At 60.4% G+C, this 24,351-nt stretch carries 25 protein-coding genes and 2 pseudogenes; 14 read left to right on the plus strand and 13 right to left on the minus strand.

Going from position 1 to position 24,351, the window contains the following annotated elements; translation table 11 throughout:
• Positions 1-406: 406 nt before the first annotated feature.
• Both NKI18_RS28055 and NKI18_RS28060 read left to right on the plus strand, forming a co-directional pair.
• Complete coding sequence (locus tag NKI18_RS28055) at positions 407-1,117, plus strand: antitoxin Xre/MbcA/ParS-like domain-containing protein (RefSeq protein ID WP_352453832.1); 711 nt, start codon at positions 407-409, stop codon at positions 1,115-1,117.
• Positions 1,118-1,119: 2 nt separating this feature from the next.
• Entirely contained in the window at positions 1,120-1,710 is a 591-nt protein-coding gene (locus NKI18_RS28060) for an RES family NAD+ phosphorylase (RefSeq protein WP_352621270.1), read from the plus strand.
• Positions 1,711-2,144: 434 nt separating this feature from the next.
• On the opposite strand, the gene NKI18_RS28065 is transcribed toward NKI18_RS28060, so the two are convergent.
• Together NKI18_RS28065 and NKI18_RS28070 are read right to left on the minus strand one after the other, a co-directional pair.
• The gene (locus NKI18_RS28065; protein WP_352621272.1) at positions 2,145-2,429 is read right to left on the minus strand and encodes a hypothetical protein; all 285 of its coding nucleotides are present in this window, start codon (positions 2,427-2,429) and stop codon (positions 2,145-2,147) included.
• 144 nt (positions 2,430-2,573) lie between these two features.
• Positions 2,574-2,762, minus strand: a complete 189-nt coding sequence (locus NKI18_RS28070; RefSeq protein WP_352509702.1) for a hypothetical protein — start codon at positions 2,760-2,762, stop codon at positions 2,574-2,576.
• 159 nt (positions 2,763-2,921) lie between these two features.
• Between NKI18_RS28070 and NKI18_RS28075 the strand changes: the two genes are divergently transcribed.
• From NKI18_RS28075 to NKI18_RS28085, 3 genes are all read left to right on the plus strand, one after another.
• Positions 2,922-3,176, plus strand: a complete 255-nt coding sequence (locus NKI18_RS28075) for a transposase (protein ID WP_352621273.1) — start codon at positions 2,922-2,924, stop codon at positions 3,174-3,176.
• A 67-nt stretch (positions 3,177-3,243) separates the two neighbouring features.
• The gene (locus NKI18_RS28080; RefSeq protein ID WP_352621308.1) at positions 3,244-4,068 is read left to right on the plus strand and encodes an IS3 family transposase; all 825 of its coding nucleotides are present in this window, start codon (positions 3,244-3,246) and stop codon (positions 4,066-4,068) included.
• A gap of 382 nt (positions 4,069-4,450) precedes the next feature.
• Complete coding sequence (locus NKI18_RS28085; RefSeq protein ID WP_352621275.1) at positions 4,451-4,708, plus strand: hypothetical protein; 258 nt, start codon at positions 4,451-4,453, stop codon at positions 4,706-4,708.
• 181 nt (positions 4,709-4,889) lie between these two features.
• Here NKI18_RS28085 and NKI18_RS28090 read toward each other — a convergent pair whose 3' ends face one another.
• The 6 genes and pseudogenes from NKI18_RS28090 to NKI18_RS28115 form a co-directional block, all read right to left on the minus strand.
• Positions 4,890-5,351: a phasin gene (locus NKI18_RS28090; RefSeq protein ID WP_352621310.1), complete on the minus strand. Its 462-nt coding sequence runs from the start codon at positions 5,349-5,351 to the stop codon at positions 4,890-4,892.
• Between the two features lie 102 nt (positions 5,352-5,453).
• A pseudogene (locus tag NKI18_RS33460) lies at positions 5,454-5,702 on the minus strand (IS630 family transposase); the annotation flags it as partial.
• Between the two features lie 170 nt (positions 5,703-5,872).
• Entirely contained in the window at positions 5,873-6,397 is a 525-nt protein-coding gene (locus NKI18_RS28100) for a DUF309 domain-containing protein (protein WP_352621277.1), read from the minus strand.
• 363 nt (positions 6,398-6,760) lie between these two features.
• Positions 6,761-7,180, minus strand: a pseudogene (locus NKI18_RS28105) (ATP-binding protein); the annotation flags it as partial.
• Positions 7,153-7,359 carry a hypothetical protein gene (locus NKI18_RS28110; protein WP_352621279.1) on the minus strand — a complete coding sequence of 69 codons (207 nt, stop codon included), beginning with the start codon at positions 7,357-7,359 and terminating at the stop codon, positions 7,153-7,155. The gene NKI18_RS28110 and the pseudogene NKI18_RS28105, both read right to left, overlap by 28 nt.
• Before the next feature lie 125 nt (positions 7,360-7,484).
• The gene (locus NKI18_RS28115; protein WP_352621280.1) at positions 7,485-7,748 is read right to left on the minus strand and encodes a hypothetical protein; all 264 of its coding nucleotides are present in this window, start codon (positions 7,746-7,748) and stop codon (positions 7,485-7,487) included.
• A 1,381-nt stretch (positions 7,749-9,129) separates the two neighbouring features.
• Between NKI18_RS28115 and NKI18_RS28120 the strand changes: the two genes are divergently transcribed.
• The 8 genes from NKI18_RS28120 (at position 9,130) to NKI18_RS28155 (ending at position 18,314) form a co-directional block, all read left to right on the plus strand.
• Positions 9,130-10,272 (plus strand): helix-turn-helix domain-containing protein, encoded by a 1,143-nt coding sequence (locus tag NKI18_RS28120; protein ID WP_352621281.1) that lies wholly within the window; start codon positions 9,130-9,132, stop codon positions 10,270-10,272.
• Between the two features lie 399 nt (positions 10,273-10,671).
• Positions 10,672-12,321 (plus strand): putative bifunctional diguanylate cyclase/phosphodiesterase, encoded by a 1,650-nt coding sequence (locus NKI18_RS28125; RefSeq protein WP_502900779.1) that lies wholly within the window; start codon positions 10,672-10,674, stop codon positions 12,319-12,321.
• Positions 12,322-12,495: 174 nt separating this feature from the next.
• Positions 12,496-13,017, plus strand: a complete 522-nt coding sequence (locus NKI18_RS28130) for a ubiquinone biosynthesis methyltransferase UbiE (RefSeq protein ID WP_502900780.1) — start codon at positions 12,496-12,498, stop codon at positions 13,015-13,017.
• The gene (locus NKI18_RS28135) at positions 13,014-14,192 is read left to right on the plus strand and encodes a class I SAM-dependent methyltransferase (RefSeq protein WP_353021337.1); all 1,179 of its coding nucleotides are present in this window, start codon (positions 13,014-13,016) and stop codon (positions 14,190-14,192) included. Before NKI18_RS28130 ends, NKI18_RS28135 begins: the two co-directional genes overlap by 4 nt.
• Entirely contained in the window at positions 14,189-16,555 is a 2,367-nt protein-coding gene (locus NKI18_RS28140; protein ID WP_352621284.1) for a SpoIIE family protein phosphatase, read from the plus strand. The genes NKI18_RS28135 and NKI18_RS28140 overlap by 4 nt, the downstream gene beginning before the upstream one ends.
• 2 nt (positions 16,556-16,557) lie before the next feature.
• Positions 16,558-17,118: a slr1658 superfamily regulator gene (locus NKI18_RS28145; RefSeq protein ID WP_352621286.1), complete on the plus strand. Its 561-nt coding sequence runs from the start codon at positions 16,558-16,560 to the stop codon at positions 17,116-17,118.
• A gap of 18 nt (positions 17,119-17,136) precedes the next feature.
• The gene (locus tag NKI18_RS28150; protein ID WP_352621288.1) at positions 17,137-17,475 is read left to right on the plus strand and encodes a slr1659 superfamily regulator; all 339 of its coding nucleotides are present in this window, start codon (positions 17,137-17,139) and stop codon (positions 17,473-17,475) included.
• Between the two features lie 104 nt (positions 17,476-17,579).
• Positions 17,580-18,314, plus strand: coding sequence for an ATP-dependent DNA ligase (locus tag NKI18_RS28155; RefSeq protein WP_352621289.1), 735 nt, complete (start codon positions 17,580-17,582; stop codon positions 18,312-18,314).
• A gap of 440 nt (positions 18,315-18,754) precedes the next feature.
• Here NKI18_RS28155 and NKI18_RS28160 read toward each other — a convergent pair whose 3' ends face one another.
• On the minus strand, positions 18,755-19,282 hold the full coding sequence (locus NKI18_RS28160; protein WP_352621291.1) for a transposase: 528 nt from the start codon (positions 19,280-19,282) through the stop codon (positions 18,755-18,757).
• Positions 19,283-19,411: 129 nt separating this feature from the next.
• On the opposite strand from NKI18_RS28160, the gene NKI18_RS28165 reads away from it, so the two are divergent.
• A complete protein-coding gene (locus NKI18_RS28165) occupies positions 19,412-19,720 on the plus strand; it encodes an Hpt domain-containing protein (protein WP_352621292.1) in 309 nt (102 codons plus the stop codon).
• Positions 19,721-19,735: 15 nt separating this feature from the next.
• Here the strand turns inward: NKI18_RS28165 and NKI18_RS28170 are convergent, their stop codons facing one another.
• Genes NKI18_RS28170 through NKI18_RS28185 form a run of 4 tightly spaced genes read right to left on the minus strand, consistent with a single transcriptional unit; the run spans position 19,736 to position 24,343 of the window.
• Complete coding sequence (locus NKI18_RS28170; RefSeq protein WP_352621293.1) at positions 19,736-21,163, minus strand: glycosyltransferase family 2 protein; 1,428 nt, start codon at positions 21,161-21,163, stop codon at positions 19,736-19,738.
• Complete coding sequence (locus tag NKI18_RS28175; RefSeq protein ID WP_352621295.1) at positions 21,160-22,197, minus strand: HEAT repeat domain-containing protein; 1,038 nt, start codon at positions 22,195-22,197, stop codon at positions 21,160-21,162. Before NKI18_RS28175 ends, NKI18_RS28170 begins: the two co-directional genes overlap by 4 nt.
• Positions 22,198-22,199: 2 nt before the next feature.
• Positions 22,200-23,951 carry a YaiO family outer membrane beta-barrel protein gene (locus NKI18_RS28180; protein WP_352621296.1) on the minus strand — a complete coding sequence of 584 codons (1,752 nt, stop codon included), beginning with the start codon at positions 23,949-23,951 and terminating at the stop codon, positions 22,200-22,202.
• Positions 23,951-24,343, minus strand: a complete 393-nt coding sequence (locus NKI18_RS28185; RefSeq protein ID WP_352621297.1) for a response regulator transcription factor — start codon at positions 24,341-24,343, stop codon at positions 23,951-23,953. The genes NKI18_RS28180 and NKI18_RS28185 overlap by 1 nt, the downstream gene beginning before the upstream one ends.
• Positions 24,344-24,351 lie beyond the last annotated feature (8 nt).

The following is a 24,351-nucleotide window of genomic DNA, read 5'->3' on the forward strand; positions in this document are numbered from 1 at the left end:
ATGGCCGCCTGTCACCTCTGATCAAATACAGCCTCACCGGCGCTGCCGACGAAGCGTCAGCCTCGAAACCCGCGCCCTCCCGCGCGAGCGGGTTAGTTCCCTGCCGCGGCCATGACCTCCAGCATTGTCGCCCGCGATGTCCGCTTTTGGGATGCGCCTATGGCCTGCTCAACTACCGACATCAGGCGCGAAGCGGTCATTCGCCATGCGATGGTCAGAGGTCCTTTTCGGGTCATGAGCGTTGGTTCTGTGGACGCCGCCTTTCGGGAAAGCGATCCGGCGTCAGGAAGGTCCGGAATGGGTCCAGATCACCAGCAACAGATGCAAATTTGCCAGACTACAATCTGGACATTTCGGACAATCCGTACTATCTAGGGCGAGAAATATGGTGCCAATGGTGGTCATTATGAACGCTCGCAACTCGGCAGTTCGCGCAGATGCAAAGGTCGATCGTGAGACGGTCGCTGACATTCTCGATGTGTTATCGCGACGCCATCCAGGAATATCCAAGTCCGCTCTGAAAGCCGCCGGCAAGGCGGTCGCCGCCCTGACGGCGGTAACGTCTCGTCTGTCCCCTGCCGAGCAGCGCCAGATCGCTGCGCACGAACAGGCACTGGCGAGAGCAGTGGAGAATGTGGTTACGGAGCTCGCCCGACCCAGTAAGATACTTGCTCCAGTAGAGGTCGAAAAGCCCGTGGAGGTCAGCCAGGGCGCAGGCCGCGGGAAGGTCTTTGATCTTGAAGAGGGCCGGCTGCGCCTCGCTGAATATGCAACGCCGACACGCCTTGAGGATTGGGCTGGTCCTGTCGCCGGTCCCGGCGAGATCGAAAAGATGTTCGGGACGAAGCGTTCGACCCTGCACGATTGGCAAAGGCGCGGAGCCGTGATCGGACTGCTCAAGGGCGAGCGGAAGCACGTATTTCCGCTCGCCCAATTCGTCGACGGTCGTCCTGTTGAGGACATGGCCCGGATCACGAAGATCATCGGGAATCCTCGTGCGACGTGGCTGTGGCTGACCCAGCAGCATGTGAGCGACACCGGCGAAACTCCGCTCGACCGACTCAAGGCTGGGCGCATCGATGAGGTCGTCGCTGACGCCGAGTTCGATTTCGGCTGATCGTGGAGCTTGACGCCGAAGTCGTCGCGGACCTGGCAATCAGGTTCCAGCCGCAACACTACCTGCGGGCAATGCGACAGGAGTACGCAGCTACTCCATTGGGCATGGGGTTCGGACAATCGCGCTTCGCAAGCCCCGACCGGTCCTTCATGGTCCTCTACATTGCTCGCGACCTGGCGACGGCGATCGCCGAGACGATTATTCGCGACCGGTTCGAGGGAAAATCTTACCGCATGCTGCATCTCTCGGAAATCGCTGGCTGGGCCGTGTCCGAAGTCTCTGCTACGTCGCCCCTGACGGTGATCGACGTCCGGACCACCGGCCTGCTGCGGCTTGGGATCAGCACCGACGCTGCACGTGCCAAACAACAGGAGGAAGGCCGGAAGCTGAGCCAGGCTCTCTTTAACGGGTTCGCAGTTGACGGGATCCTCTACAATTCGCGGCTGACCGGAGCGGAATGCGTGGCGGTCTACGACCGCGCCGTTGAGGGCAGGCTCAAGGCCCGACGGGCCACGGCGCTCGAACGGCATGCCGAACTCGTGCCGGCGTTGAGGCAGCTGAACGTTCGGGTTATCCGCGGCGACCTTTCGTAAGGAGCCGTCGGGCTATCTCTAACCTAGATCACTCGTGCTGCGCAACGCGAGCGCTGGCGCGTGACGCAGGATGGCATGAAAACATCACATCTGGAGCAATGGCTGAGAGGGTTTAAGGCAGAAGTCTCGAAAACTTCCGCACCTGGAACGGTACACGCCTACATTGCTAGACGGCACGCCTCTGTTCCGGCAAAGCTGCGAATCGCGGGGCCACTGGCAATCCGCAGGTCGGTGGGTTCAGGCAATGCTCATTGAAAGATGGGCCGCCGACTTTCCTTTGGCCGTAAAGCTTGGCGGGTTGTCGGTCTCAATTGCCGTCTCAAATTGATCGGCGGGACGTGGCGACGCGGATGGCTAGCACGCTGCCGTTCGAACGCACCAGCGTCGTCGGCGCCTTGCTTTTGTGTCGGAACAGAAGACTTGCCTTTGGGTGATCACCCGTCATGACTAGGGATGAAGCAGAACAGGGTGTTCGCTACTTTTGCACAAAATGGGCTGAAGAGCGCGGGCTTCCTCATCAGCCAGAGAATCCAAGATTTTCCGATTTCTTTTCTTGGCTTGAGCAGAAGTCGCCGGGCCACTTGAAATTCCGAAGCAGTACTTCGGTGCGGGACGACGTCGAGCGATGGTTCATCGACGAATTCAAGCAAGGTTGGCGCTACTAGCAAGCGATTTCCGGAGAGGCCGGTGCCGTGCTCCGGGCCACCTTCCGCGATCACGCCATACCCACTTCACTTGCCTCTGTTAGCTTCTTCCTGCGGCGGGAGACCCCAATCCCGCCTGGCCGGCGCCTAACAGGCAAATCTACCCCAACGCCCCCCAAACGGCGCCGGCCACCTTCCCGCGAGCGACTATCAGCCGCTCTAGTGGATCCCGCCAGGAGGTTGTAGATCGAGCGTTCCTTGACGTTTATATGCTGCCCAAGCCTCGGCAGGCACTGCCGAATCCGCCCGGGCCAGCCAGTCCGCGCGCTCAGTCTCGGTAAGTGAATTCCACCACTGCATGCCGGCTATTTCATCAGCAGTCGGATTCCGGTTCGGTTCGTCTGCCATTTTCTTATCCTTGCATAAGACTTGAGTGGCGCAGGCCCGCAACTATCAGAACGGCCAAAAGCCGGCCAAAAAAGCCGGCATTTTGGAGTGCGCCCCTGAGGGTGGACAGATCGGGATGTGTGGATTGACCAGCCTTCCGGGTTTTCGGAGAGAGAACCCATGGCAAAGCACCGCAGTCACAGCATCGAGTTCAAACGCCAGGTCGCGCAGGAGTTCATCGCCGGCGAGACGCTGCACGGCTTGGCTAAGCATCACGATGTCTCGCGCAACCTGATCCGCATCTGGGTGCGCAAATATGAGCAAGGAGCGTTCGACGATGATGCGCAAGCCGCTGACCTGATCCAGGAATACGAAGCCCGGATCGCAGCGCTCGATCGGTTGGTCGGTAAGCAGGCTCTGGAACTGAGTTTCTAAAGGGGGCTCTGAGAAACGCACCGCGGCCGAGAAGCGGGACTACATCCGTCATCACAGGCCCTGCGGCATCAGCGTTGCCGAAGGATGCCGGTTGATGGGAATCGCGCGCTCCACCTACTACGATCCCCTGGAGAACGCGGCCGACGACACCGCGATCGTCGAGGCAATGTTCTCGATCAGCGACGAGTTCGAGTTCTACGGTTATCGCCGTGTCGGCGCTGCGCTGCGTCAGCAAGGCCTCGTCGTGAACCACAAGAAGATCCGGCGCCTGATGCACGAGCATGATCTGCAGCCCAGGATCAGGCGGCGCTTCGTGGCCAGCACCGACAGCGATCATGATGGCCCGATCTTCCCCAACCTGGCCAGGGACATCGTTGCAACCGGCCCGAACCAGCTCTGGGTCTCCGACATAACCTATGTCGCGCTGCCGACCCGCTTCGTCTACGTCGCAGTCATTCTCGACGCCTGGTCGCGCATGATCGCCGGCTACGCCAGTGGCCGATCGATCGATGCGCGGCTGACGATGGCAGCCTTGAAGGCGGCCATTGAACGGCGCCAGCCGCCGTCCGGCTGCATTCATCATTCCGATCGGGGCTCCCAATACGCTGCGCAGATTTACCGCGAAGCGCTGGAAACAAACGGCCTGACGGGCTCGATGGGCCGCAGAGGCAATCCTTACGACAACGCCAAGGCGGAGAGCTTCATGAAGACGCTGAAGGTCGAGGCGGTCTACCCGATGGCCTTCGAAACCTTCGACGACGTCATTGATCACCTTCCCCGCTTCATCGAGGAGGTCTACAACAAACGCAGGCTCCATTCGGCGCTCGGATATCTGAGCCCGCAGCAGTTCGAGGATCAACACATCCGGCAGACTGGCAAATCAGCAGCCTGATATCTGTCCACCTTCAGGGGCGCACTCCATTTCGCTGCTCCACTGCATGAAATTTTGGTACCAGCCAGACACCGTTTCCTAAGCAACCTGCAGTGCGCCCAGGAAAAAAACGAAACAGATAGCTTGCCAAACCCCTCGTCACCTTTCGGGTCGTTGCTCTGGTAAACGTAAACCTGTCGATTGAACGTGGTCCTCTAACGGACCCGGTCGTCGCGGTCGCGTTCCCTTCTTTATAGTTCGTCGCGCTCCAACTCCTCGAGGCGACGGATATGCTGTTGCGCCGGATCGGTCCGCGTCGTTTCGCTGCCGCGTTGTGCGGCCTCCTTGTCGCTGTTTAACTTATCCTGCAGCCGATTTGTAGCATCTACGGTCGACCCAGTTCGTGAGCCTGCTCGGACGGTTCGTCCGGCCGGCGCTCGGCCTCCTCGGGGCGACGATCTCGCTGCTGTTCGGTCACGGCATCGACATTTGCAGGGGTTTTGCCCTGCACTTCTGCCGGCCCCTCTCGGGTCTGCTCTGCCGCCTCGATAGCGCGCTTAAGCTCCGGATCGTTCTCGGCTATCTCGCGCATATAGGTGTTGCCCTGGACGGCAAGCTCCGCCGCGCGAGCCAGTCCGCGCTCAAAGTCAGCTCGGAATAGCCTTGGAGCAAATTATCGATGCCATCAGAGACATGAACGCGTCGCTAGACGACCAGCGATCAAAAAACCGAGGCCCGCCTTCCAAAGCTGACCTAAGAGACACCTAGCCGGTCAGCCCAAAAGAAAAAGGCGGCTGGAGAAGGGCGTCGTTTTGCGGGTATCTCCGAGCGCCTAGACTCAATCAGGCGACCTTGAGATCCTTCATCGCCTTTTCAAAGACATCCTTGATTGGCTTGGATATATCTTCGGCAGCCTTGGTCGTCACGGCCTGAAATTCCTTGGCCTGGTCTACGGTCAGTTCGACCTGCTTGCGCAAGAAGGCAGCCTGCAGCTCGAGGAACTCGGAGGGCGCCCTCACGGCAACCAGGGCTTCGAGGTGCGAGAAGCCGGCTTCGGCATTGGCGCGCAGAGCAGCAATTGTCTTCAGCGACAGCTCGTTGCCGACGGTCTTGGAGGTTTCGAGGCTCGACTGCAGCGCCTTCTGGGTCGTCTCGGTGCCTGAGGCAAATTTCGCATAGGCTTCTTTCGACTGCTCGAGGCCCTTTTCGGCGACAGCGCGGATCTGGTCGGTAGCCATCGACGGGTCGAAGGTCGGGAATTCGGAATTTTCAACGGTGTCAGCGGTCTTGGCCATAGTTTCCATCCTTTTCAGCGGGCGGCCCTTCACAAAAGCCGTCTCATTCATCTACGAAACTGACGTTACGGCATTTGTAGTGCATTGCAATATTTTTGTGCGACGCACCATCCTCTTTATCCCAGCGTTAACCCGCTGAACTTTTCGCCTGCCGAGGCATGATCCATGACGACAATGTCGCCGGGCTTGAGGGTGGGACGAGAACTTTGTCGTCATAGATTTTTGAACCTCTCGCCGTTGATCGGTCCGTCGATGAGCGATGGTGCATCGACACGGTCGTGGCGCAGCGCCGCCAGGAAGGTCACGATTCCAATGGTCGTTCGGCGCCTTGGCTTTTATCCTCTCGCCTCGCGGTGCCCATGCGGGATCTAAAGCTTGGTATGCCTCGCCTGAAGTCAAGACTCCGCAGCCGACCCAGCGCTTGTTGCTTTACGGCGCTGCGTGCCGTGGTGAGCGGCTTTTAACCAGGATTACTATCAACGCCTGCTTCCCACGGCGAAGCTGGGTTGAACGGTACCAAGGGTTCCCGATCAGACACTCTCGAATTTTGGTGCGAGAATAAAATCGAAAACGGGCTCAGGCTGGTCAGGCTTTGGCTCTGGCAAAACAACCCGGGAAGTTACGGCCGCTTCGGCATATTCTGCAAGCGCGGCAGGTGTCATCCCGAGTGCGGTCTCAAAGAGCCGGCTCGGCACCGTCACCACCTGACGAAAAAGCGCGGCAGCTCTTGTCGCATGGCGTACGGCAGCGACCCGCTTTCCCTCGCGGATTTTTACCCCGGCCGCGGCCAGCAGGATCAGTCCCTTGAAGAACAGGCGGTGCTGCGTGCTTCGTTTCGCAGCGTGCCAAAGAGGCTCCCAAGCCTCATGGGCTTCCCAGTAATAGCCGTGGTTGAAAAGGTCGATTCCCCATCGAAAGACATCCGAGCCTAGTGCTTCCGCAGGGGCGACGGTCACGGGATCGTTTCGGTAGCTATGGCCCAAGGGATCACGTACCGGATGCGGATGTTTGCCAGGCAGGTACGCATAGGTCGGAAAACTCTTTTCGGGCAGCAAGCGAGGACGAGACATCGGCCCAGCAAGCATGAAAGCGCGTTGATGGCAATTCATGTCACATGGAACTGACGGCATAGGCTTATCTGTCAGAGTTGAGGCCGTGAATGGGGCTGAGTTCCTGTTTCTGGAGATTTCCCTCACAACTCCACACTGCCCCTTGATGCGACTTTGCGAGCACAAATGGCGAACATTCACTGGTCCAGGTTTTCAGCTGTCACCTTGAGGCCAACATGCACCAACTCGCGATGTTGTGCTGCACGCACACAAGGTCGTGAGCCGATCCGTTGCGGCCGCCCATGACATGGGCGTTGGACGCTTGGATCGATCCCAAGGCGGTCATTTGCATCAACGGAAAACGCACAATTATCCGAGTTCATGGATCGTAACGCTGGGAATAACTGCCTTGGCGATCTCGCACAGGTGTTGGTGATGCGTGAGGTAGATCACCTGACCGGCACATGCCATCTCACCAAACAGTTTGAAGACCTCCTCGGATCGGACGTGGTCGAAGATCTCCATTGTAGCATCGGGGATAAAGGGCACGGAGGGCCTAAGCCGCGCAAACTCGTAGTAGCCTGCGAGCCTCAGGGCTAGGTACAGCTGAAACTGAGCGCCCTTCGACAGCGCGTCGGCGACCTTGGACTGCCCGTCGCGTTGCATGGCAATTAGGACTTCGCCGCCTTTCACCGGTTGGGTCGCCAAGCCCGCGTACTGACCGCGTGTGATGAGCGCGAAGGCATCAGATGCCCGGACCATCATCCCGGAGCGATGCTGCTCGCGATGATGGGCGAATGAAGGAACAGATCGCCGTTCGATAGGCGCACCACCGTCATCCGAGTGGTGAATGGCAGCGGAAGTTTTATTCCTGCTACCGTCAAATACTCAAACGGATCGTCAACGACGCCGATATCGGGTCCCTGAGGTTTGTAGACGTTCACCGGCTCGTAAAGGGACGCACCCACAGCCCATTCCACTTCACCAGCTCGGCGCAAGGCGATGCACGCTATCTGGGCCAGGTTTCGTCATGCCGAACCGCAGCACCTGCTGCTTCTGGTGGAGCAACAGAACTTGCGCTCGAGGGCAAGTCTCAAGACGCGCGTGCCAAGGCAATCGAGATCACATCGTCCGTGTCAATGTCAGGCAAATCGAAGATCATTGGCAATTGCCGCGTCATGGCCATCTTCACGATCAACTCTTCCATCGATTCAACCGGAAGGCTGGCGTTTGAACGCTGCCGCATTAACGATGCAAGCTTGTGGACCGGCACGGGCGTCGACTTCGCTCGGTCATCTAAAAGCCTGCCGATTTCGATCAGAACGTCTGCGTCGATGGTGTTGGGCAATTCGCGCATGGTCTATTCCTCCCTGCCCCTGACCATGCGCGCCGCGGGCAGCCGAGTCTCGGGAAGCCTCCGTACGTTTTTAACGATGTTGAAGAGCGTAAATGCAACTCTCTGGCTGCAGAGTGGCGTGAGCCGATAGGCTCGGCTGATGTTCATCACCGGTCGGCCCGCCTTGCCGTGTGAATTTGTACCTCCTTTAGATCGTGAGACCATTCTGCGAGAATGTCTGGAAACGAGCTCATATTTGCCGGTGCTTGATCGTGACGAAAGCGAGACGGACGCGAGCGAATAGGGACTTAGGTGATAGCCGCGAAACTATCGGCGCACTCGCTTGCGCCAAGATGGCAGCAATCGAGACTTCCGCGACAGCAAGGTCCGCTTGCACCAAAAACGATCTTCCGAAGCAAATATCAACCGCTGCAAGGAGTAGTATTGAAACCACTGTGAACCCGTGCCCGCGGCGGTTTTCAAGTCCGGTGTCTTGGCAACAGCGCGTCGCGACTGAACGGATTCATGCGACGCGCCTTCCCGCAGCCTTTTGCCGATGAGACTTGACAGCCGCAAGTAGTTCGCGCTCGCTGGTGTGAGCATTTCGAAAAATGGCCACGACCATTACTGTCAAGATTTCGGCCGCCGGGTCCAAAGGGTCGAGATGCTCATCCGCGCAGACCTGATCGAACACGCGTTCGCAAATAGCCAGATCATGAGGGCTGAGGCAGGTGCGATTGAAATACGGAGGCAGCATTTGTGCGAACCTTTCAGGGCCCGCTACCGTGCTTGCGGCGGGCTTTTTGCTGATGAACCGCTGAAGCGGTGGCTGTCAAAATGACAGTGTCATCTGCAGTGACTAGGAATAAATTTACTTGGTCCCTGATTGCTCCTTTATTAATCCTAGCATAAGTGCACACTCACGGGATCTATATTGTCCGGTAATCATGAGTCTATAGTAATCCTGCCGCTTGTTTTCCGGGACGTGAAATCCGCGCCGAAATTCGGCTGCCTCTTTCGGAGTTCGAGTGCAACCGAGTTTTCTGGCGGCGACTTTCAAACTCGCTAGTGAGCATCCGACCTTTGCCGCAATATTTTTCAACGGCTCGTTGTTACCGTATCCATCCAGAATTATCTTGCGACGATCTTCGCTGTTGAGCTTTGTGTTCATTTCAGCGGACCCCTCAACTACGCTTTCATGATGCCCGATTCTATACGCACCAGGTTGAAGAGTGTCGTTAGCTTCGCATCCAGAAACTTATCTCGGCATGCATTTCTGACTGTAATCCAGCGTGATCGCCGTTTCAGTCGCCTCGAGTCGGCCAGTCTTGCCAGATGCCTGAGGTACACCACATGATTGAGAGGGGCATGGGCATACCCGAATCGGATATGACACCACGCGATGGATGCTAAAAGGCAAGAGGAGGCGCTTGCGAGGCAGGCGCTGGAGCGTGATCGACGTCGTTGGCCGCGCGAAGCTCAACCTTACAATGAGGGTGCCCCTTCACTTGCGCCGGCGCTCGAACCTTTGCCCTTTTCAACGCTCGAACTGGCGCCAGAGGATCAATTCGCCGCTTGGCAGGCGCATATGGCACCGCTCGTCGAGGTCAGGTTGCCGGATGACAAATCGCTCGACGATGGCTTTCCCGCCGACCACACGGCTTGGAACCTCGACGGCATGCTGATCGTTCAACAGCGCGCACCGGCACATAGTTATATGCGTTCTGCCGCGAAGCTTCGGTCCAGCTCGATCGATCACTGGTATATCGCCTTGCCACGTACTGGCCGGTCGTGGACGGAGGTCGATCGCCGTGTAGCGGAGAACCAGCCGGGTAAATTGGAGATCAGATCGCTTGGCTACCCGTTTCGCGGGAGGACAACGGACTCCGAAAGTCTCTTGGTCTATTTGCCGCGCGATTTGTTCGCCGATGCGGCGGCAACCCTGGACGCCAAGAACAATTCAATTCTGTCCGGCAACTTTGCCAACCTGTTGCTCGACTACGTCAACAGCATCGAAGCAAGCCTGCGCAGCCTCACGGCTGACGATCTGCCCCGCATCGTGCACGCAACACGCAGCATGATCATTGCCTGCCTCGGGCCTCCGGCGGAACAGGTTGCGGCCGCCGAACTATTGACGAGTGTCGCGCTAATGGAGCGAGCGCGTCGATACGTCCACCACAATCTGGATGCGGCTCATTTGACACCGGATTCAATGTGCCGGGCGCTCGGCGTCTCGCGCTCTCGTCTCTATCAGTTGTTCGAACCAAGCGGCGGTGTTCTCCATTACATACAAAGTCGCCGCCTTCTAGCAGCCCATATTGCGCTAAGCGATCCGGCGGACAGCCGGCGCATTGTTGAAATTGCTGAAGCCTTCGGGTTTAGTTCAGCGGCTAATTTCAGCCGGGCATTCAGCAAGGAATTCGGTTACAGCCCCCGCGAAGGCCGCAGCACTGTGGTGTTGCCGCGCCCCGCCAACTCTGTTTCGCTTGCCGGACAGGAGAAGGCCTCTTCCTTTGAAGATTGGCTCAAAGCGCTCGGAAGCTGAGTACAGGATCGGCGATGCTGATGGAGCGGGCTCAAAACAGCGGGGAAGGCCACGCCGCACAATATCTTCGTGTCGCGACCACCGCGCCATCAATCACATAGCTGATTCCCGCCAATTCACGATTTATTAACGAACTGTGACTGTTCGCCGTTACCGATAATTTGCCGCCAATCACGGCGGAGCGTACATTGCAATTACGCTGCATGCCGCGCTTGTTAAGACTTCGAGTTGAAAGTTTGCTAAGGTTGACAGTTATGCTATTTCTGGACTGGGGGCGCGAATTTGCACCGCCTATGGAGGTGGCTCTTGCGCCCAAAGGCATCAGGCGTCGGCACGGTGAGTGAGGGGCCTTCCTCGAGCGATGCTCTACGTGGCGGCGATGGGGTTCTCGCTGACCTTTTGGCGAACACGACCGAACTTTTGTCTATCTATGACCGCGACTTCCGCCTGACGCACTACGCAACCAGGCTCAAGGGCGTGTACGGAGGCGCGGTGGCGCTGGGTGCCGCCATCTGGGAGATCTACCCGAGCTTTCTCAATGCGAGGTATCGCGACGATTTCCTTCGTGTGTTCCAGGGCGGCTCTCCGGCGCGCATCGACTTGCCGCCATCATCAGGCGAAGCGCCCCGGTCCGTTTTCGTCTTCGCCACTGCAAATGGTGTGGGAATCATCGAATCAAGGGCGCACGGCGGGCGGAGCGCTGCGGAGGAGCAAGAGCATGTAATTCTGCTCCATCAGGCGACGCACGACGTGCTGACCGGACTGCAGAATCGGCGGCAATTCGGCGAGCGGCTGCAGCAAGCACTGGCGGCCCTCGGCGGACCAAAGCCTAAAGCCGCCCTGTTGCAAATCGACCTTGACGATTTCAAAGCGGTCAACGACACGCTCGGCCATGGAGCAGGCGACACTCTTCTTCAACTCGCGGCGGGTCGTATCCGCGACGCGCTGCAGGACGGCGAATCCGCATACCGGTATGCGGGCGATGAGTTCGCGGTCATCCAATTGGGAAAGGAGCAGCCAGCAGAGGCTGAACGCCTCGCCGGATCTCTAGTCGACGCGTTCAAGGACCCGTTCGTCATCAACGGCATTCCCGTGTTCGTCGGCTCGAGTATCGGAATTGCTTTCGGGCCGGAGCACGGGACCGATGGCGAACAGTTGATGAAAGCCGCTGACATTGCTCTTTACGCGGCCAAGACAGATGGACGCGGCTGCGCTCGAACATTCAACCGTTCGATGCTGCTCTTGCTCGAGCAACGCGAGAATCTCAGGCGCAGCCTTCGAACCGCGCTGGAGCGCGGCGAGCTTTATTTGGAGTATCAGCCGCTCATTCGGCCTCCCTCGTCAGTGACCGGTTTCGAAGCGCTGCTGCGGTGGCGGCACCCTGAGGTCGGAATCATTCCACCCAACGTGTTCATACCGATCGCCGAAGCCGACGGTCTGATGGACGAGATTGGACGATGGGTGCTCGAGGAAGCCTGTCGCCAGGCGTTGACGTGGCCTTCCTCGCTGACAGTCGCAGTGAACCTGTCGCCGGCTCAGTTCCTTAGCGGTTCGCTGACGGACACCGTCGCTCAGGTCATCGACGCAGTTGGGATTGAAGCCGACAGACTTGAACTTGAGATAACCGAGAGGGTTCTACTTGAGAAGACGATCGACAATTTAGACACATTGAATACGCTGAATGTCTTGGGAATACGAATATCGCTAGACGATTTTGGAACATACTATTCATCGTTGAGCTACCTTAAAAATTTTCCCTTCGATACGTTGAAGATAGATCAGTACTTTATTGCGGACTTGGAGACCGATCTCAAAAGCCAAACGATCGTGCGATCGATCATGAATCTGGCGCACGGCCTCGGGATAAATGTCACTGCCGAGGGGGTCGAGACCCCGGCACAGGCACGGTGGCTGATCAAGGAGAATTGCGATTGCCTGCAAGGCAACTTCCTGGGAAAGCCGCTTGGAGCCGAGGCGATCAGCGGTTTCATCAGGCGGTCCCCGCTGAGGGTGGTACGCGCGATGGAGGAATCAAAACAAGCGCTCTAGCGCCTTTGCGGCCTTCTTAACGGTGAGGCGGAGATTTCTAGAACGATCGAGACAGATACCGCGCAATTCTTCGAGTCGGTGCGAGACTGACTCATTACGGGCGCGGGAAATTTTTCATCGCGGAGGCCATCACCCCGCGAGAGCTCAATACTGATGGAACAAGTGAGGATGCCGATGGGACCTGTTCATCATGACCTGGCTGGCGAGCCGACTTTTGAGCCGATGATCCAGATCGACATGGAAATCAAAGCGTTTGTCTCCGCTTGGAAGCATTGCGATTATGTCTCGACATACGTGGCCCGGATGATCAGTCAAAACAGGTCAGACTCGGTCCACCATTCAAATCTCTTTTCCTCTGCCTTCAACGAATTGCTGGAAGTCGCCTTTCGTACGCGCCATGCCGATGGCGAACTGGCATGCAGGGTGTCTCGCCACGGCGCCACGGACAGGATCGAGTTGACGTTTCCTTGCCTGCCAGAAGAGCGCCAGTTCTACGAAGAAGCCGTGTCGCAAGTCGCAGGGTTCGAGGCCAGGGAGCGATACCTCAATTCGGTGTCTGGGGATCTCACGCCCAGCCGCGAGGTCGTACTCCTGGAACTGGCTGTTGACTACAACGCGACACTCTGGATCGAGGACGCCGACGGCGATGCAATCAAGCTTGTCGTGGACCTTCCGCTTGAGGGCTTGCAACATTGAGCCCTTACGACCTTCTCCCGCGCTTCAAGGCGCAATACGACGCCAACAACCAGGAGTTCTCCATTTCGGGAGTGGTCCGGCCTCAGGCGATCGATGAGCTTGGGCCGAGCATAGCATTGCTCCGCGATGCGATCGGCCATGTGCGCGGCGTTCTCTACGTCAATGTCAGGCGCCTGACGCAGATGAACAACGCTGCGTTTCACAGCTTTTCGAGGATCATCATCGACGCTTGTCGCGCTCGACCCGATCTCAAATTCGTGGTCATCACGTCAAGCGTCGTCGGATGGACCTCGCGAAAATTCGGTCGCCTGAGCGGAATCGAACCGAACATCACGGTCGAGGAGTATGACACTGAATTCTATCCGGGGCAGGGTTTTCTTGAGGAAGGCGGGTTCGTACCCATCCTGCGCACTCAGACAAAGATGACTTGGCGCCACGAGCGCACAATCTTGCCGCGACACGGCATGAGGCCCGGGATCGTCATGGCCGACATCTGTTGCGGGATCGGTGATTTCGCCGTGCTCGCGCAGAAGGAGTTCCAGCCGTCGCGGATCGTCGCCCTCGACCACTCCATATCAAGCCTGAACTATGCTCGACAAGTGATGCGGGAGTTCGACATCCGAGGGATCGAATATACCTATGGCGATGCGTCGGAGATGCTGCTCGATGAAGCGCAGTTCGACTTGGTCACCTGCCGACATTCCCTGCAAATCTTCAATCGACCTGAACTCATCCTCAAGGAGCTCTACCGCATATGCAAGCCAGGCGGGCGGGTCTATATCACCAACGAGAAGAATTCGCATTGCCTGGGCGAGCCGCGCGCCGAAAGCATTCGTTGGACCTACAACGAGGTGGCGAAGCTGTTCGGGCATTTCGAGATGGATGTCGAGCTTGGGCCCAAGAGCCGGCTATACCTGATCGAAGCCGGATTCGAAGACATCCGTGTGGAGACCTTCATGGTCACTAACCTGGACGGGGATCCGCAGGACTTCGCCGATGTCATTGCCGCCTGGGCGGACGTCTATGCGGGCGAGATGGCGACCAGACGCGGCGATGGACCGGAGTTCGTCGCACGCTTCCGGCAGGGCTTCGAGGATCATGTTTTCGCTGCGCTCCACCCCAAGGGTTATGCGGGTTGGCCGATCTGGGTCGCATCGGGGCGACGGCCGCAATGATAGCCGACGATGAGCCTACACCGCGCTTCGGCTTGCGCTCCTTTCGAGCGAAATTCGTATTGGTCGTTGGCGGCGCCGTACTGTTCGACCTCCTTTTGAGCGGTGGCCTGGCGCTTTGGAACGTTCAAAAGCTGTCGCGCGATGCCACATCGGAAGTCGGTGAGGGCCTGACGTCCGCAAACCAGGAATACATTCGTTCCTATGCCGACTCGACAGCGCTGAGCGTCGATCTGCTGCTCGATCGAGTTCATGGGGACGTCAAGGCGCTGGCCGGCGTGCTGCAGGCCCAGATCGACGACCCAAGCAGGCAGCAACAGGTCGGAGCTACCCTTTCGCAGGAGGCGCCCGACTCGGTAAAGGTCGTCTACGACGCGAAGGGCGACTGGGCGCAGAACCTGCCGGGCGCGCCTTCCGTGGTCAGCGTCTGGGGCTACCTGCTGGGCGCCGACCACAGTCCGCTGCCAAGCGTTCAGCAGGAAATAGAAGACAGTACCGTGCTGGATCTCGTCGCGCCGACGCTCATGGCCAGCGGGTCGTCCAAACTGCAGATGTATTATATTGGTCCAAAGGAACGCCCGATCTTCAGGACTGTACCGTATACGGACCAGGCACAGACCTTCGATCGACTCTATCCAGGCCACAACAAGGCGGAATTCTGGGAATTCTTCTTTCCAGGTATCTATGGGTCATGGCAGCAATGGGCCAGGGATTCAGCCTCGCGTCCGGTCCCTGACGATATCACCCAGACAGCGCCTTACACCGATGCGATCACGGGAAAGTTGATCGTCAGCTTTTTCCACCCGCTTTGGACGCGCGACCGCACCGGTATCGCCGGCACGGCGGGAGCAGACATCACTCTCGATCAACTCGCAGAAGTCGTCGAACGTGTGAAGATCGCTGAAACCGGGTTCGGCTTTCTCACGATGTCGACTGGCAACGTGGTGGCGATCAATCCGTTGGGCCAGGCGATCATCGGCCTGACTTCATCGAGCGATGCCGGCACCCAGGGCGTCACCGGCCTCGAGAGGTCCCTGCGGGCAAGCACGCAGCCGGCTATCGCGTCGCTGCCTCTCGACCAGAACAATGACGGTGTTATTCAGCACATCATGCTCGACGACAAGGGCGAACGCGTACCCTACATCGTTGTGCTCAAAAGATTGAAGCCGACCAATCTGTGGAGTTCGGGACCGATCAAGTCCGAAACGATGTCGGTCGGGATCGTCGTTCCCGAACGGGAGATCTATGCGTCCCTGTTCGCCGCGCAGAGGAGTATTTCCCGCGCAACCAATCGTATCCTGCTCTTTCAGATCGCCGCGATCGTCGTTTCGCTTCTGATAGTTTTTGCCGCCGTGCTCGGAATTTCGAAGCGGATCACGGCAGGCCTCAGGGCGCTTGCCAGTGCCGCCCAACGGCTCCAGTCCAAAGATTATTCAGTCCGCGTGAGCATTCCAACGCGCGACGAGGTTGGAGCGGCGGGAATCGCTTTCAACCGGATGGCCGAGCAGATCAGCTTTCACACGGAAAACCTCGAGCAACTCGTTGACGAACGAACCAGGGAACTTGGGGACGCAAATCAGGAGATTTCCGCACTCAACGAAAAGCTGCAGGACGAGAACGTCCGACTTGGCGCCGAACTCGCGGTCGCCAGGCAGATCCAGATGATGGTCCTGCCGAAACAATTCGAACTCGAAGCTATTCCGGGGCTGGAGATAGCGGCCTACATGCGGCCGGCCGACGAGGTCGGCGGTGACTATTATGACGTCCTGCAGAACGGGTCGCGGGTCAAGATCGGCATCGGCGACGTGACCGGCCATGGTCTGGAGAGCGGCGTGCTGATGCTGATGGTCCAATCCGTTGCACGGGCGCTGCAGGAGACCAACGAGGGGGATCCGCACCAATTTCTGGATCGGCTGAACAGAGCGATCTACAAGAACATCGAGCGGACGAACACCGGCAAGCATCTCTCGCTGGCCTTTCTTGACTTTGAGGATGAGCGGGTAACGCTATCCGGCCAGCATGAGGACGTTCTCGTCGTGCGTGCGGACGGAGACGTCGAACGTATCGATACGATGGATCTGGGTCTGCCGGTCGGCCTCGAGAATGATATCTCGAAGTTCATTGCCACGCGTGACATCCTGTTCGGAAGCGGGGACGTGATCGTGCTGCACACCGACGGTGTGACCGAGGCCGAGGATCAAGACAAAACTCTGTTCGGGTTCGAGCGCCTCTGCCAGAGCGCGCAAAAACGTCACGGCAGTAGCGCCGAGGACATCAAGACCGGCATCATCGACGATCTGATGGCTCATATCGGGATCCAGAAGATCCACGACGACATCACCCTCGTGATCATAAGGCATACATAGCAATGACAACGCTGTTCGGTACCCCTGACATTGCAATCGGGATGAAAGAGAGCGTCAGTCGCGTGCGGCTGTTCGACGGACCTCTCGACTTGAGTTGGCGTCATTGTGCCACGACCTCGGATTTCATCGCCGATCTTTTCGCGTTGCGCTTCCGGTCGTCCCGCAATGACTACTTGGAAGTGCGACACAGCATCGGATATCTGGTCAACGAACTCATCGAAAATGCCGTCAAGTTTCGCGCACCGGGTGAGATCGTGATCGAGGCGTCGATGGATTCGGAGTGCTTCAAGCTCAAGGTGTCGAATGACGTCGATGGTGAAGATGCGTCTGAGTTCCAAAGTCTCCTGGCGGACATCACGGTTGGCGACCCCGTGGACCTGCTGATACAGCGAATTGAAGCCAATGCCGCCAACCCCAACGCAGGAGGCTCCGGACTTGGACTGTTGACGTTGATGAGCGACTACGGCGCACGCCTGGCTTGGATATTCAGCGCCGCCGATGAAAGCGATCGGATTTGCGTGGAGACATATGCTTCCATTCCGATCTCGCAAATTCACAACTAAATGAAACGAAGCAAGACCATGGAAATCAAGACAGACGACTACCGCGTATGGACCGAAGGAAGCGAAATCTTCTTCGATGGTGCCATGCGGCTTGCCAGTTCCGACGCCGGTGCGCCTATCGCGGCATTGGCGGCCAGTGTTCTTGCCTCGAATCCCGCTTCCATTACGCTCAATCTGAAGGACCTTCACTTTCTCAACTCTTCCGGCATCAACCTGCTGGCGAAATTTACCATCGAGGTGCGCAAGCATCCCGATGTTCGACTCGTCGTGCGTGGAACGCCCGACATACCCTGGCAGTCGAAATCATTGCCGAATCTGAAGAAGCTGCATCCCGCTCTGGTGCTTTTGATGGACTAACCAGGTCCCGAAATTTGCCAGGGGACTGCGTGGGCTTGCGGCAACCCGAGATAGTATAGGTCAGCCGGGGACGATGCGGGAGCCCCGCACCGATAGTGCGAACGATGCAGGAGCGCGGCGCCTACAGCGAATATGTACACCAGGATAAGTATTTGGATGCGAAGCTAACGACAATCCGGCCTCGTGCGCAGATGCTCGCAATGGCTCGGCGGGGGCTCGGCACAGGCGGCAGGCGTCCAAGTTGGGGGGATGTCGGGCTACCTGTGCCGATCAGCCGTCACGCGATCAAACGTGGCGTCTTGAGTAAGCGTGCCAAGGTGAACGGCGGCCAGCTGGAGTTCATTCCGCCGCAGGTCCCGACTCGGGTCACGGAGCCGCCCGAAGATGAGGGATGGGTTCACGAGATCAACCTTGACGGCTACCGAACGCAGATCATCATCGATAAAGGCGGCGTGCCTCTGTACAGCAAGAACGGCCGTGACTGGACCCCGAAATACTGGCCCATCGTACTGGCTGTCGAGCTGCCATGCCGGGCTGCCATTCTCGACGGCGAGGTCATTTTAACCGACGAGCGGAGCGCTCCCGATTTCTCTGCGCTGGAAGCCGCGATCTGGAAGGAGCCGAGCCGGCTGGTATTCGTCGCGTTCGACATCCTCCATCTCGACGGTCGCAATCTTCCCCCCTTGCCCCTGCTGCAGTGCAACAGGTGCTGTGGCAACTGGTTCAGCCTGGCGTCGGCAAGATCCAGTACAGCGAGCATTCGAGGGCGATGCGGTAGCGATCTTCCGCGCCATCGAGAAGATGGGGCTGGAGGGCATCATCTCGAAGCGCGCCGATAGCCAGTACAGGAGCGGGCAATCGAAAACATGGCTGAAGGCCAAATATTTCGAGGAAGCCGATTCTGAGCATCGACAGCTTCTGTGAAGGGTTTTCGGATGCCAGCCTTTCCGTGGGCGGTGCCGCGCGCCGGGGCCGGCGTCCCGGAAGCCTCCAGGGAAAGAATTCCGCGGGATCAGGAACGCGGTTTCTGGCCTATGGGGATTTGACGACTTCGCGTTGCGCAGCTGGGCAGTGCTGATGGGCGTGCCCGAGTGAGAGCAACGGGGTGGACGGGCGGTTGGAGCTAGCCAAGGCGTGGCCATTGACGAGCGGAGCAATTGAGCGTTGTCGGCGTTGTGGTTGGCGCCGTGGGGGTCAGACGCACGTCGCCCAGCCACCGACAGCGAGATTCTTCGGCAGGTTTGCGACGTGTTGACGGGCCGTTCGCGGTCATGACGTCCTATGGCGGCGCGCGGGCGGCTTTGCCACGCTCGAACGTCTCGATGATGATCATGCGACCACCGCAGCACGGACATGGCGGCCGCCAATCGGTCGGAGCAGCGTCGGCATCGTCGGAGCTGCCGCGTTCGACCTTGGGCGGGGGCGCTGCGAGTAGTTTGAGCGCGCGCGATGTTTGCCGCCCGGGCGGCGCTGGCAAGCAGCCCATAGTGGCGAAGCGGTGAAAGCCTCTGGGCAGCACATAGAGAAGGAAGCGGCGGATGAACTCGCCGGGATCGGGCGTCATGGTCCGGTACCGTTCTTGCCCGTTGCGGCGGTAGTCCTTGTAGCGGAAGGTCACGCCGGCCTCATCCAGCGCTGGAGATTGCGACGCTATGGGTGTAACGCGCAGATAGGCCAGCACGGCCTCGGGCCCGGCGAAGGGCGGCTTGGCATAGACGACCCAGTTCTTCTTCCGCAGCGGCGCCAGGAACGCTAGCGACCCTCCCGCGAAGCGGGTTCGTGCAATCGGCGCAAAGCGGCCGGCCATTGCACGGCTGGCGGAGTCGCATTTGCGTCAACAGCGCCTACCGTGATCGTCCTCATAAGAGGTCATGCGCGACAAGCAGTCCGTTTCAACCCAAGCCACTTTCTGCTTGAATACCCTCGATATCCCGGAATGGAGCACAGCCTCATCTCAAACGACCCTTTCGCCCCTTGGCGGCAACGCTTCCTTGCCCGTTGCGACGATCAACTCGCGGAGCTGAAGACCATCGCGCGTGAGGGCGGTGCCCTGCCCGGGGGTCCCGCCGATTCACTGGTCAGGATCGCCCACTCGCTGGCAGGGGCGGCGGGGACGTTCGGCTTTGCGGAGATCAGCGCGCGGGCGTCCGCGCTGGAGACGCTGCTGATCGAGAAGGGGGATGAAGCGGCGGCCGAAGCCGCGCTCGATGCGCTAGTTGCGGAGATCGAGCGGACGCTGCAATGATGCGTCCGGCCATGCCTATTTCTTGGCGCCGGAAAGGCCGGTCCTGGTCATCTCGCCCCAGTTCTGGTCTGCCCGCAAGAATTGCCACCAGCCCCTCACGCGCCAGAAATTGTTGAGCTGGCGATAGCCAAAATTCTCGATCACGGCGACCGCCGTCAGCACGGCCAGATCCCGGGCGCGCGGGAAGCGCTGGAGCTCGGCCTCTTCGAGGATGAGGGAGCATACGCTGACGCAAACGCCATAGGTGAAGATGAGCGAGGTGAAGGCCAAAAGATATTCGGCCGACAGGATGCCGAGGAGCCAGAAGGCCGGGATCAGGATGTAGCCCAGCACCTCCGCCAGGGGCCCCAGCACGTCGGCAATCAAGATGTGGCCGAAGCCGAGGAAGCCGACGCGGCCATAGCGCGGATTGAAGAGCATGGCGCGGTGGCGGAAGAAGCATTCGAGCGCGCCGCGCTGCCAGCGCGTGCGCTGCCTTGCCAGAACGCTCAGCGTTTCCGGCGCCTCCGTCCAGCACACCGGTTCGGGAATGAACTGGATGCGGTATTTGCGCCTGGCGTCCCGCATATGGCGGTGCAGCTTGATGACGAGGTCCAGGTCCTCGCCCATCGAACCTCTGGTGAAGCCGCCCACCGCCACCACTTCCGCGCGGCGGAACACGCCGAAGGCACCGGAGACCAGCATCAGCGTGTTGATGCGGCTCCAGGCAAGCCGCGCCATGAGGAAGGCGCGCAGATATTCGACCACCTGGAGCAGCGGCAGCAGGCGGCGCGGCAGATGGATCTCGCGCACCCTGCCCGCTTCGATTTTCGAGCCGTTGGCGATTCGGATCGTGCCGCCGACGGCGATGGTGCGCTCGGGGTCGTCGATGAAAGGCTGAGCGGCGCGCATCAGCGCATCGGGCTCGAGGATGGAGTCGCCGTCGATCGCGCAGAAGAGCGGCGCGCGGCAGACATTGATGCCGGCGTTCTGGGCGTCGGCCTTGCCGCCATTCTCCTTGTCGACCACGAACAGCCGCTCGGTCATCGGCGAGGAATAGAGGCCGCGGATCGGCTTGTGCGCGAGCGCCTCCTCATAGGGCCGATGGAAGTTCACCAGCCTGAAGGCCTCGATCAGACGCTGCAGCGTCTGGTCCTTCGAGCCGTCATTGATGACGATCACCTCGAAATTGGGATATTGGAGCGCGAGCATGGAATGGACGCTCTCTACCACGTTCAAGGCCTCGTTATAGGCGGGCACCAGCAGCGCGATCGGCGGCGCGACGTCGCCATAACGATGCCAGAGCAGCGCCGAGCGCGCCACCGGCGGGCGCTTGGAAAGCGCATAGCCTGCGACGGCGAGCTGCAGGAGATAGATCGTCGTCTGCGCCAGCCCCGCCCCGATGATGAACCAAGACACGATGGTGGCGGCAAGAACGATCTCGTGGCTCCAGTCGGCGATCATAAGGCCGGCCCCTCGGCAAGAACGAGCGAGGCGGTGCGCTGGCTGCGCGAGACCTCGCTGTCGGCAATCTCGCGCAGCAGCCGCTCTCCCGGCTGGCCGAAGGAGCGCAGCGCATTGGCGGCGGCATAGCGCACGTTCCACGCCTCATCGTCCATCAGCCTGGCCAGTGGCGGGGCGAGTTCAGACAGGCCGAGCCGGCCAGCGGCATCGGCGGCGGCGCTGCGCACGTCCCAGTTGCCGTTTGCCATCGCGGTCGCCAGGATCGCTGGCGCGTCGGCGTGTCCGGTGAGGCCGAGCGCGCGCAGCGCCGCGGCGGCAACCTCGGGCGATGCGTCGCCGGCCAGGCGGGCGAAGAAATCGGCGAAGCGAAAGCCGCCGGCGCGGGCAAGCGCGTCGATCGCGGCCGCCCGAATGAAGGGCACGGCGTCAACACGCGCGGCATGGTCCGCGAGCTGGTGGAGGCGCGCCGGCGGAAAGCGCCTGAAAAGCTCGATCAGGCGCCGCGAGCGCTGCCCCGCCACGCCGATCTTGCGCAGCGCAATGCCGAGCGGCGGCAGGCTGCCGAGATCGCAGAGCGCGATGGCGACGGCGATCCTGACCTCGCGCGAACGGTCGTGGTCGAGCGCCGAAAGCAGGCTTGCCACCGCACCTTCCGAACGCAGCGCCGCCAGCATCTCGGCCGCGTGTATGCGATCGGCCACGTTGCCTTTTTCCAGCTGCCTGCCGACAAGGGCCGGCAGGCCGCATTCGTTGAAGGCGGCAAGGACGTCGTCATGCTCCTCGCCGCGCAGCAGCGAAATGAACTCGAACCCGGCATTGATCGCCACGCCCGCCGGGACCACGAGCACCGCTGCCTTCAGGGCCTCGCGGTCGCGGTTTTCGGTGAAGGCGATCAGCGCCGTCAGAAGCTGGCGCCGCTGGTCGGCCCCAGCCCTGCCCCAGCGCTCCTGCAGCACGCGGCGCGCGATCAGGAACAGCATTATTACCAGGGAAAGAGCGGTGAGCAATATGGACAGGTCCCAGATGTACCACATGGTCAGAACCGCGCGGTCAGTCCGAGCCCGAATATGCTTCGGTCGAATGTCGGGCGTTGCTCATGCGCGATGCTGGCGCGCAGCGTCAGCGGGTCGCTGACGTCCCAGGAAATACCGCCGAAGACGGTGCGCGTCGGCACCAGCGTGCCGTTGGAGATTTCGGGGGCGTCCGCGTAGCCGCCGAACACGTTCAAGCGCGGCGTCATCGCAAGGTCGGCGCGAAGCACATAGCCATCCGCGCGCGTGCCGATATTGTCCTGCGCATGCACCCAGCGGGCGGAAAGCCCCAGGCGGCCGTCGAGGACATAGCCCTGCACCCCGGGCGAGATGCTGGTGACGCCGGGGTTGGCGAAATTGTCATAGCGGGCGTCGATGTTCAGCGACAACGGGCCGAACGCCTTTGCCGGGGCCACGACCTGCCACGAAGCGCCGGCGCCGATCGAATAGCGCGCCAGGAAATCGGCATCCGGCGTCGCCGCGGCCAGCGCATAGGCGGAGAATGCGGGCGAGAAGGCCTGGTCGACGCGGCCCTCGATCTGGACGTCGGTGTGGCCAAAGCGAGTGGCCAGCCGGGTGCGGCCTGAAATCGTCGTGCGCGGCGACAGCCGATAGGCAAGGCCGGCCGAACTGTCGGTCCAGTCGCCGAGCCCATTGGTGAGATCGCTCACCTCGCTGCCGAGGTCGAGCCGCCATTTGCGCGGCGGCGGCGCGGCCAGCCTTTGCTCGATATCGGGAGAGCCCGGCTCAATGGCGAGCGCTTCCCTGTAGGCCTGCCGCGCCGCGTCGTCGTCACCCTCGGCGCGGCTCACATCGCCCATCCCGACCAGCGCTTCGGCATTGCGCGGATCGAGCGCAAGCACGCGCTGGAACGACTGCCCGGCCCGTGTGTAATCGGCCTTGAGCAAGGCAACTCTTGCATCGAGGTCAAGCGCCTCGACATTGTCCGGCGCCGAGGCCAGCACGCCGTCGACCAGGGCGCGCGCGCGCGGCGCGTCGCCCTGCCAGATCGCCAGGCGCACCTTGCCCAGCCGCGCGTCGAGAAGGCCGGGCTTGATTGCAAGCGCGCGGTCGAAGAACTGCTCCGCCTCGTCGGAGCGCTGATTGGAGCCGACGACAAGGCCAAGGGCGACCAGGATGTCGGTGTTCTTCGGCGCCAGCCTCAGCGCCTGGCGATAGACCGTCTCCGCCTCGGGCAGCTTTCCCGCCGCCCGCAGGCGCCTGCCCTGCTCCATCAGGCCGGCGACGGGATCGGGCCGCCGGCTGGCCGGTTTCTTTGCCCGCGCCGGAGTCGCGGGAGCCCGTTTCGCCTCAATGGCGGCCTGCTTCGCCTTGCGGATGTTCTCGACAAGCGCTACGGCGTCGGCATTGCCTGGATCGGCCTGCGCAACCTTCTCGGCGAGCGGCAGCGCGGCATCCGGATTGCCCGAGCGGAACTCGACCTCGGCCATGCCGAAGCTGGCGTCCCGGTAGGTCGGGGCGAGCCAGAGCGCCCTGGAAAAGGCGTCGCGCGCCGCCGGCAGATTGTCGCGGCCGAGCTCGGCGAAACCGAGCTGAACCAGGGCGTCGGCATTATCGGGCTTGAGCGCCAGGGCGCGCCGAAAAAGATCCGCCGCCTCGCCGAAATGCTGCGCTTGCCTGGCCTTGACGCCGGACGCGTAGAGCTCATCCCCCGTCTGCGCCAGCGCCGCGCCGGGAGGCGCGGCGATCGCCAGGATCAGGCATGCGGCAAGGGCAGCGCGCCGGCCGCGCCGCATCAGCGCTTCCCGCTTCTGCGCGCAAGCAGACGCGCGAGCCGGGCCAGAAGCTCCTCGGGGATGAATGGCTTTACCAGGTAGTCGTCGGCTCCCTTTTCGAGGGCCGAGACGATGTCCCTTTCAGCCTTGCGGGCGGTCAGCATGATCACCGGGGTTTCCCATAGAGCCGGGTCGCCCTTGATGCGGGTCAGCACCTCAAGGCCGTCGGCCTTGGGCATCATCGCGTCGAGCACAATGATGTCGGGGCGGTCCTGCTCCGCCTTCCCCAGCGCTTCGGCCCCGTCCACCGCCTTGATGACCTCGTATCCTTTCGCCCTCAGCCTGAATTCCATCAGCTCGAGCAACAAGGGATCATCATCGCAGATCAGAACTCTTGCCTTCGCTCCATCCACCAGTTCCG

The sequence above is a fragment of the Mesorhizobium sp. M0800 genome, assembly GCF_040320095.1.
Classification (GTDB): domain Bacteria; phylum Pseudomonadota; class Alphaproteobacteria; order Rhizobiales; family Rhizobiaceae; genus Mesorhizobium.

Excerpts from the sequence above, each read along its gene's own strand:
- NKI18_RS28055 (WP_352453832.1), top strand. The coding sequence starts at position 407 with ATGAACGCTCGCAACTCGGCAGTTCGCGCAGATGCAAAGGTCGATCGT.
- NKI18_RS28070 (WP_352509702.1), bottom strand. The coding sequence starts at position 2,762 with ATGGCAGACGAACCGAACCGGAATCCGACTGCTGATGAAATAGCCGGC.
- NKI18_RS28075 (WP_352621273.1), top strand. The coding sequence starts at position 2,922 with ATGGCAAAGCACCGCAGTCACAGCATCGAGTTCAAACGCCAGGTCGCG.
- NKI18_RS28090 (WP_352621310.1), bottom strand. The coding sequence starts at position 5,351 with ATGGAAACTATGGCCAAGACCGCTGACACCGTTGAAAATTCCGAATTC.
- NKI18_RS28115 (WP_352621280.1), bottom strand. The coding sequence starts at position 7,748 with ATGCGCGAATTGCCCAACACCATCGACGCAGACGTTCTGATCGAAATC.
- NKI18_RS28120 (WP_352621281.1), top strand. The coding sequence starts at position 9,130 with ATGGATGCTAAAAGGCAAGAGGAGGCGCTTGCGAGGCAGGCGCTGGAG.
- NKI18_RS28130 (WP_502900780.1), top strand. The coding sequence starts at position 12,496 with ATGGGACCTGTTCATCATGACCTGGCTGGCGAGCCGACTTTTGAGCCG.
- NKI18_RS28140 (WP_352621284.1), top strand. The coding sequence starts at position 14,189 with ATGATAGCCGACGATGAGCCTACACCGCGCTTCGGCTTGCGCTCCTTT.
- NKI18_RS28145 (WP_352621286.1), top strand. The coding sequence starts at position 16,558 with ATGACAACGCTGTTCGGTACCCCTGACATTGCAATCGGGATGAAAGAG.
- NKI18_RS28150 (WP_352621288.1), top strand. The coding sequence starts at position 17,137 with ATGGAAATCAAGACAGACGACTACCGCGTATGGACCGAAGGAAGCGAA.
- NKI18_RS28155 (WP_352621289.1), top strand. The coding sequence starts at position 17,580 with ATGCAGGAGCGCGGCGCCTACAGCGAATATGTACACCAGGATAAGTAT.
- NKI18_RS28160 (WP_352621291.1), bottom strand. The coding sequence starts at position 19,282 with ATGGCCGGCCGCTTTGCGCCGATTGCACGAACCCGCTTCGCGGGAGGG.
- NKI18_RS28165 (WP_352621292.1), top strand. The coding sequence starts at position 19,412 with ATGGAGCACAGCCTCATCTCAAACGACCCTTTCGCCCCTTGGCGGCAA.
- NKI18_RS28170 (WP_352621293.1), bottom strand. The coding sequence starts at position 21,163 with ATGATCGCCGACTGGAGCCACGAGATCGTTCTTGCCGCCACCATCGTG.
- NKI18_RS28175 (WP_352621295.1), bottom strand. The coding sequence starts at position 22,197 with ATGTGGTACATCTGGGACCTGTCCATATTGCTCACCGCTCTTTCCCTG.
- NKI18_RS28180 (WP_352621296.1), bottom strand. The coding sequence starts at position 23,951 with ATGCGGCGCGGCCGGCGCGCTGCCCTTGCCGCATGCCTGATCCTGGCG.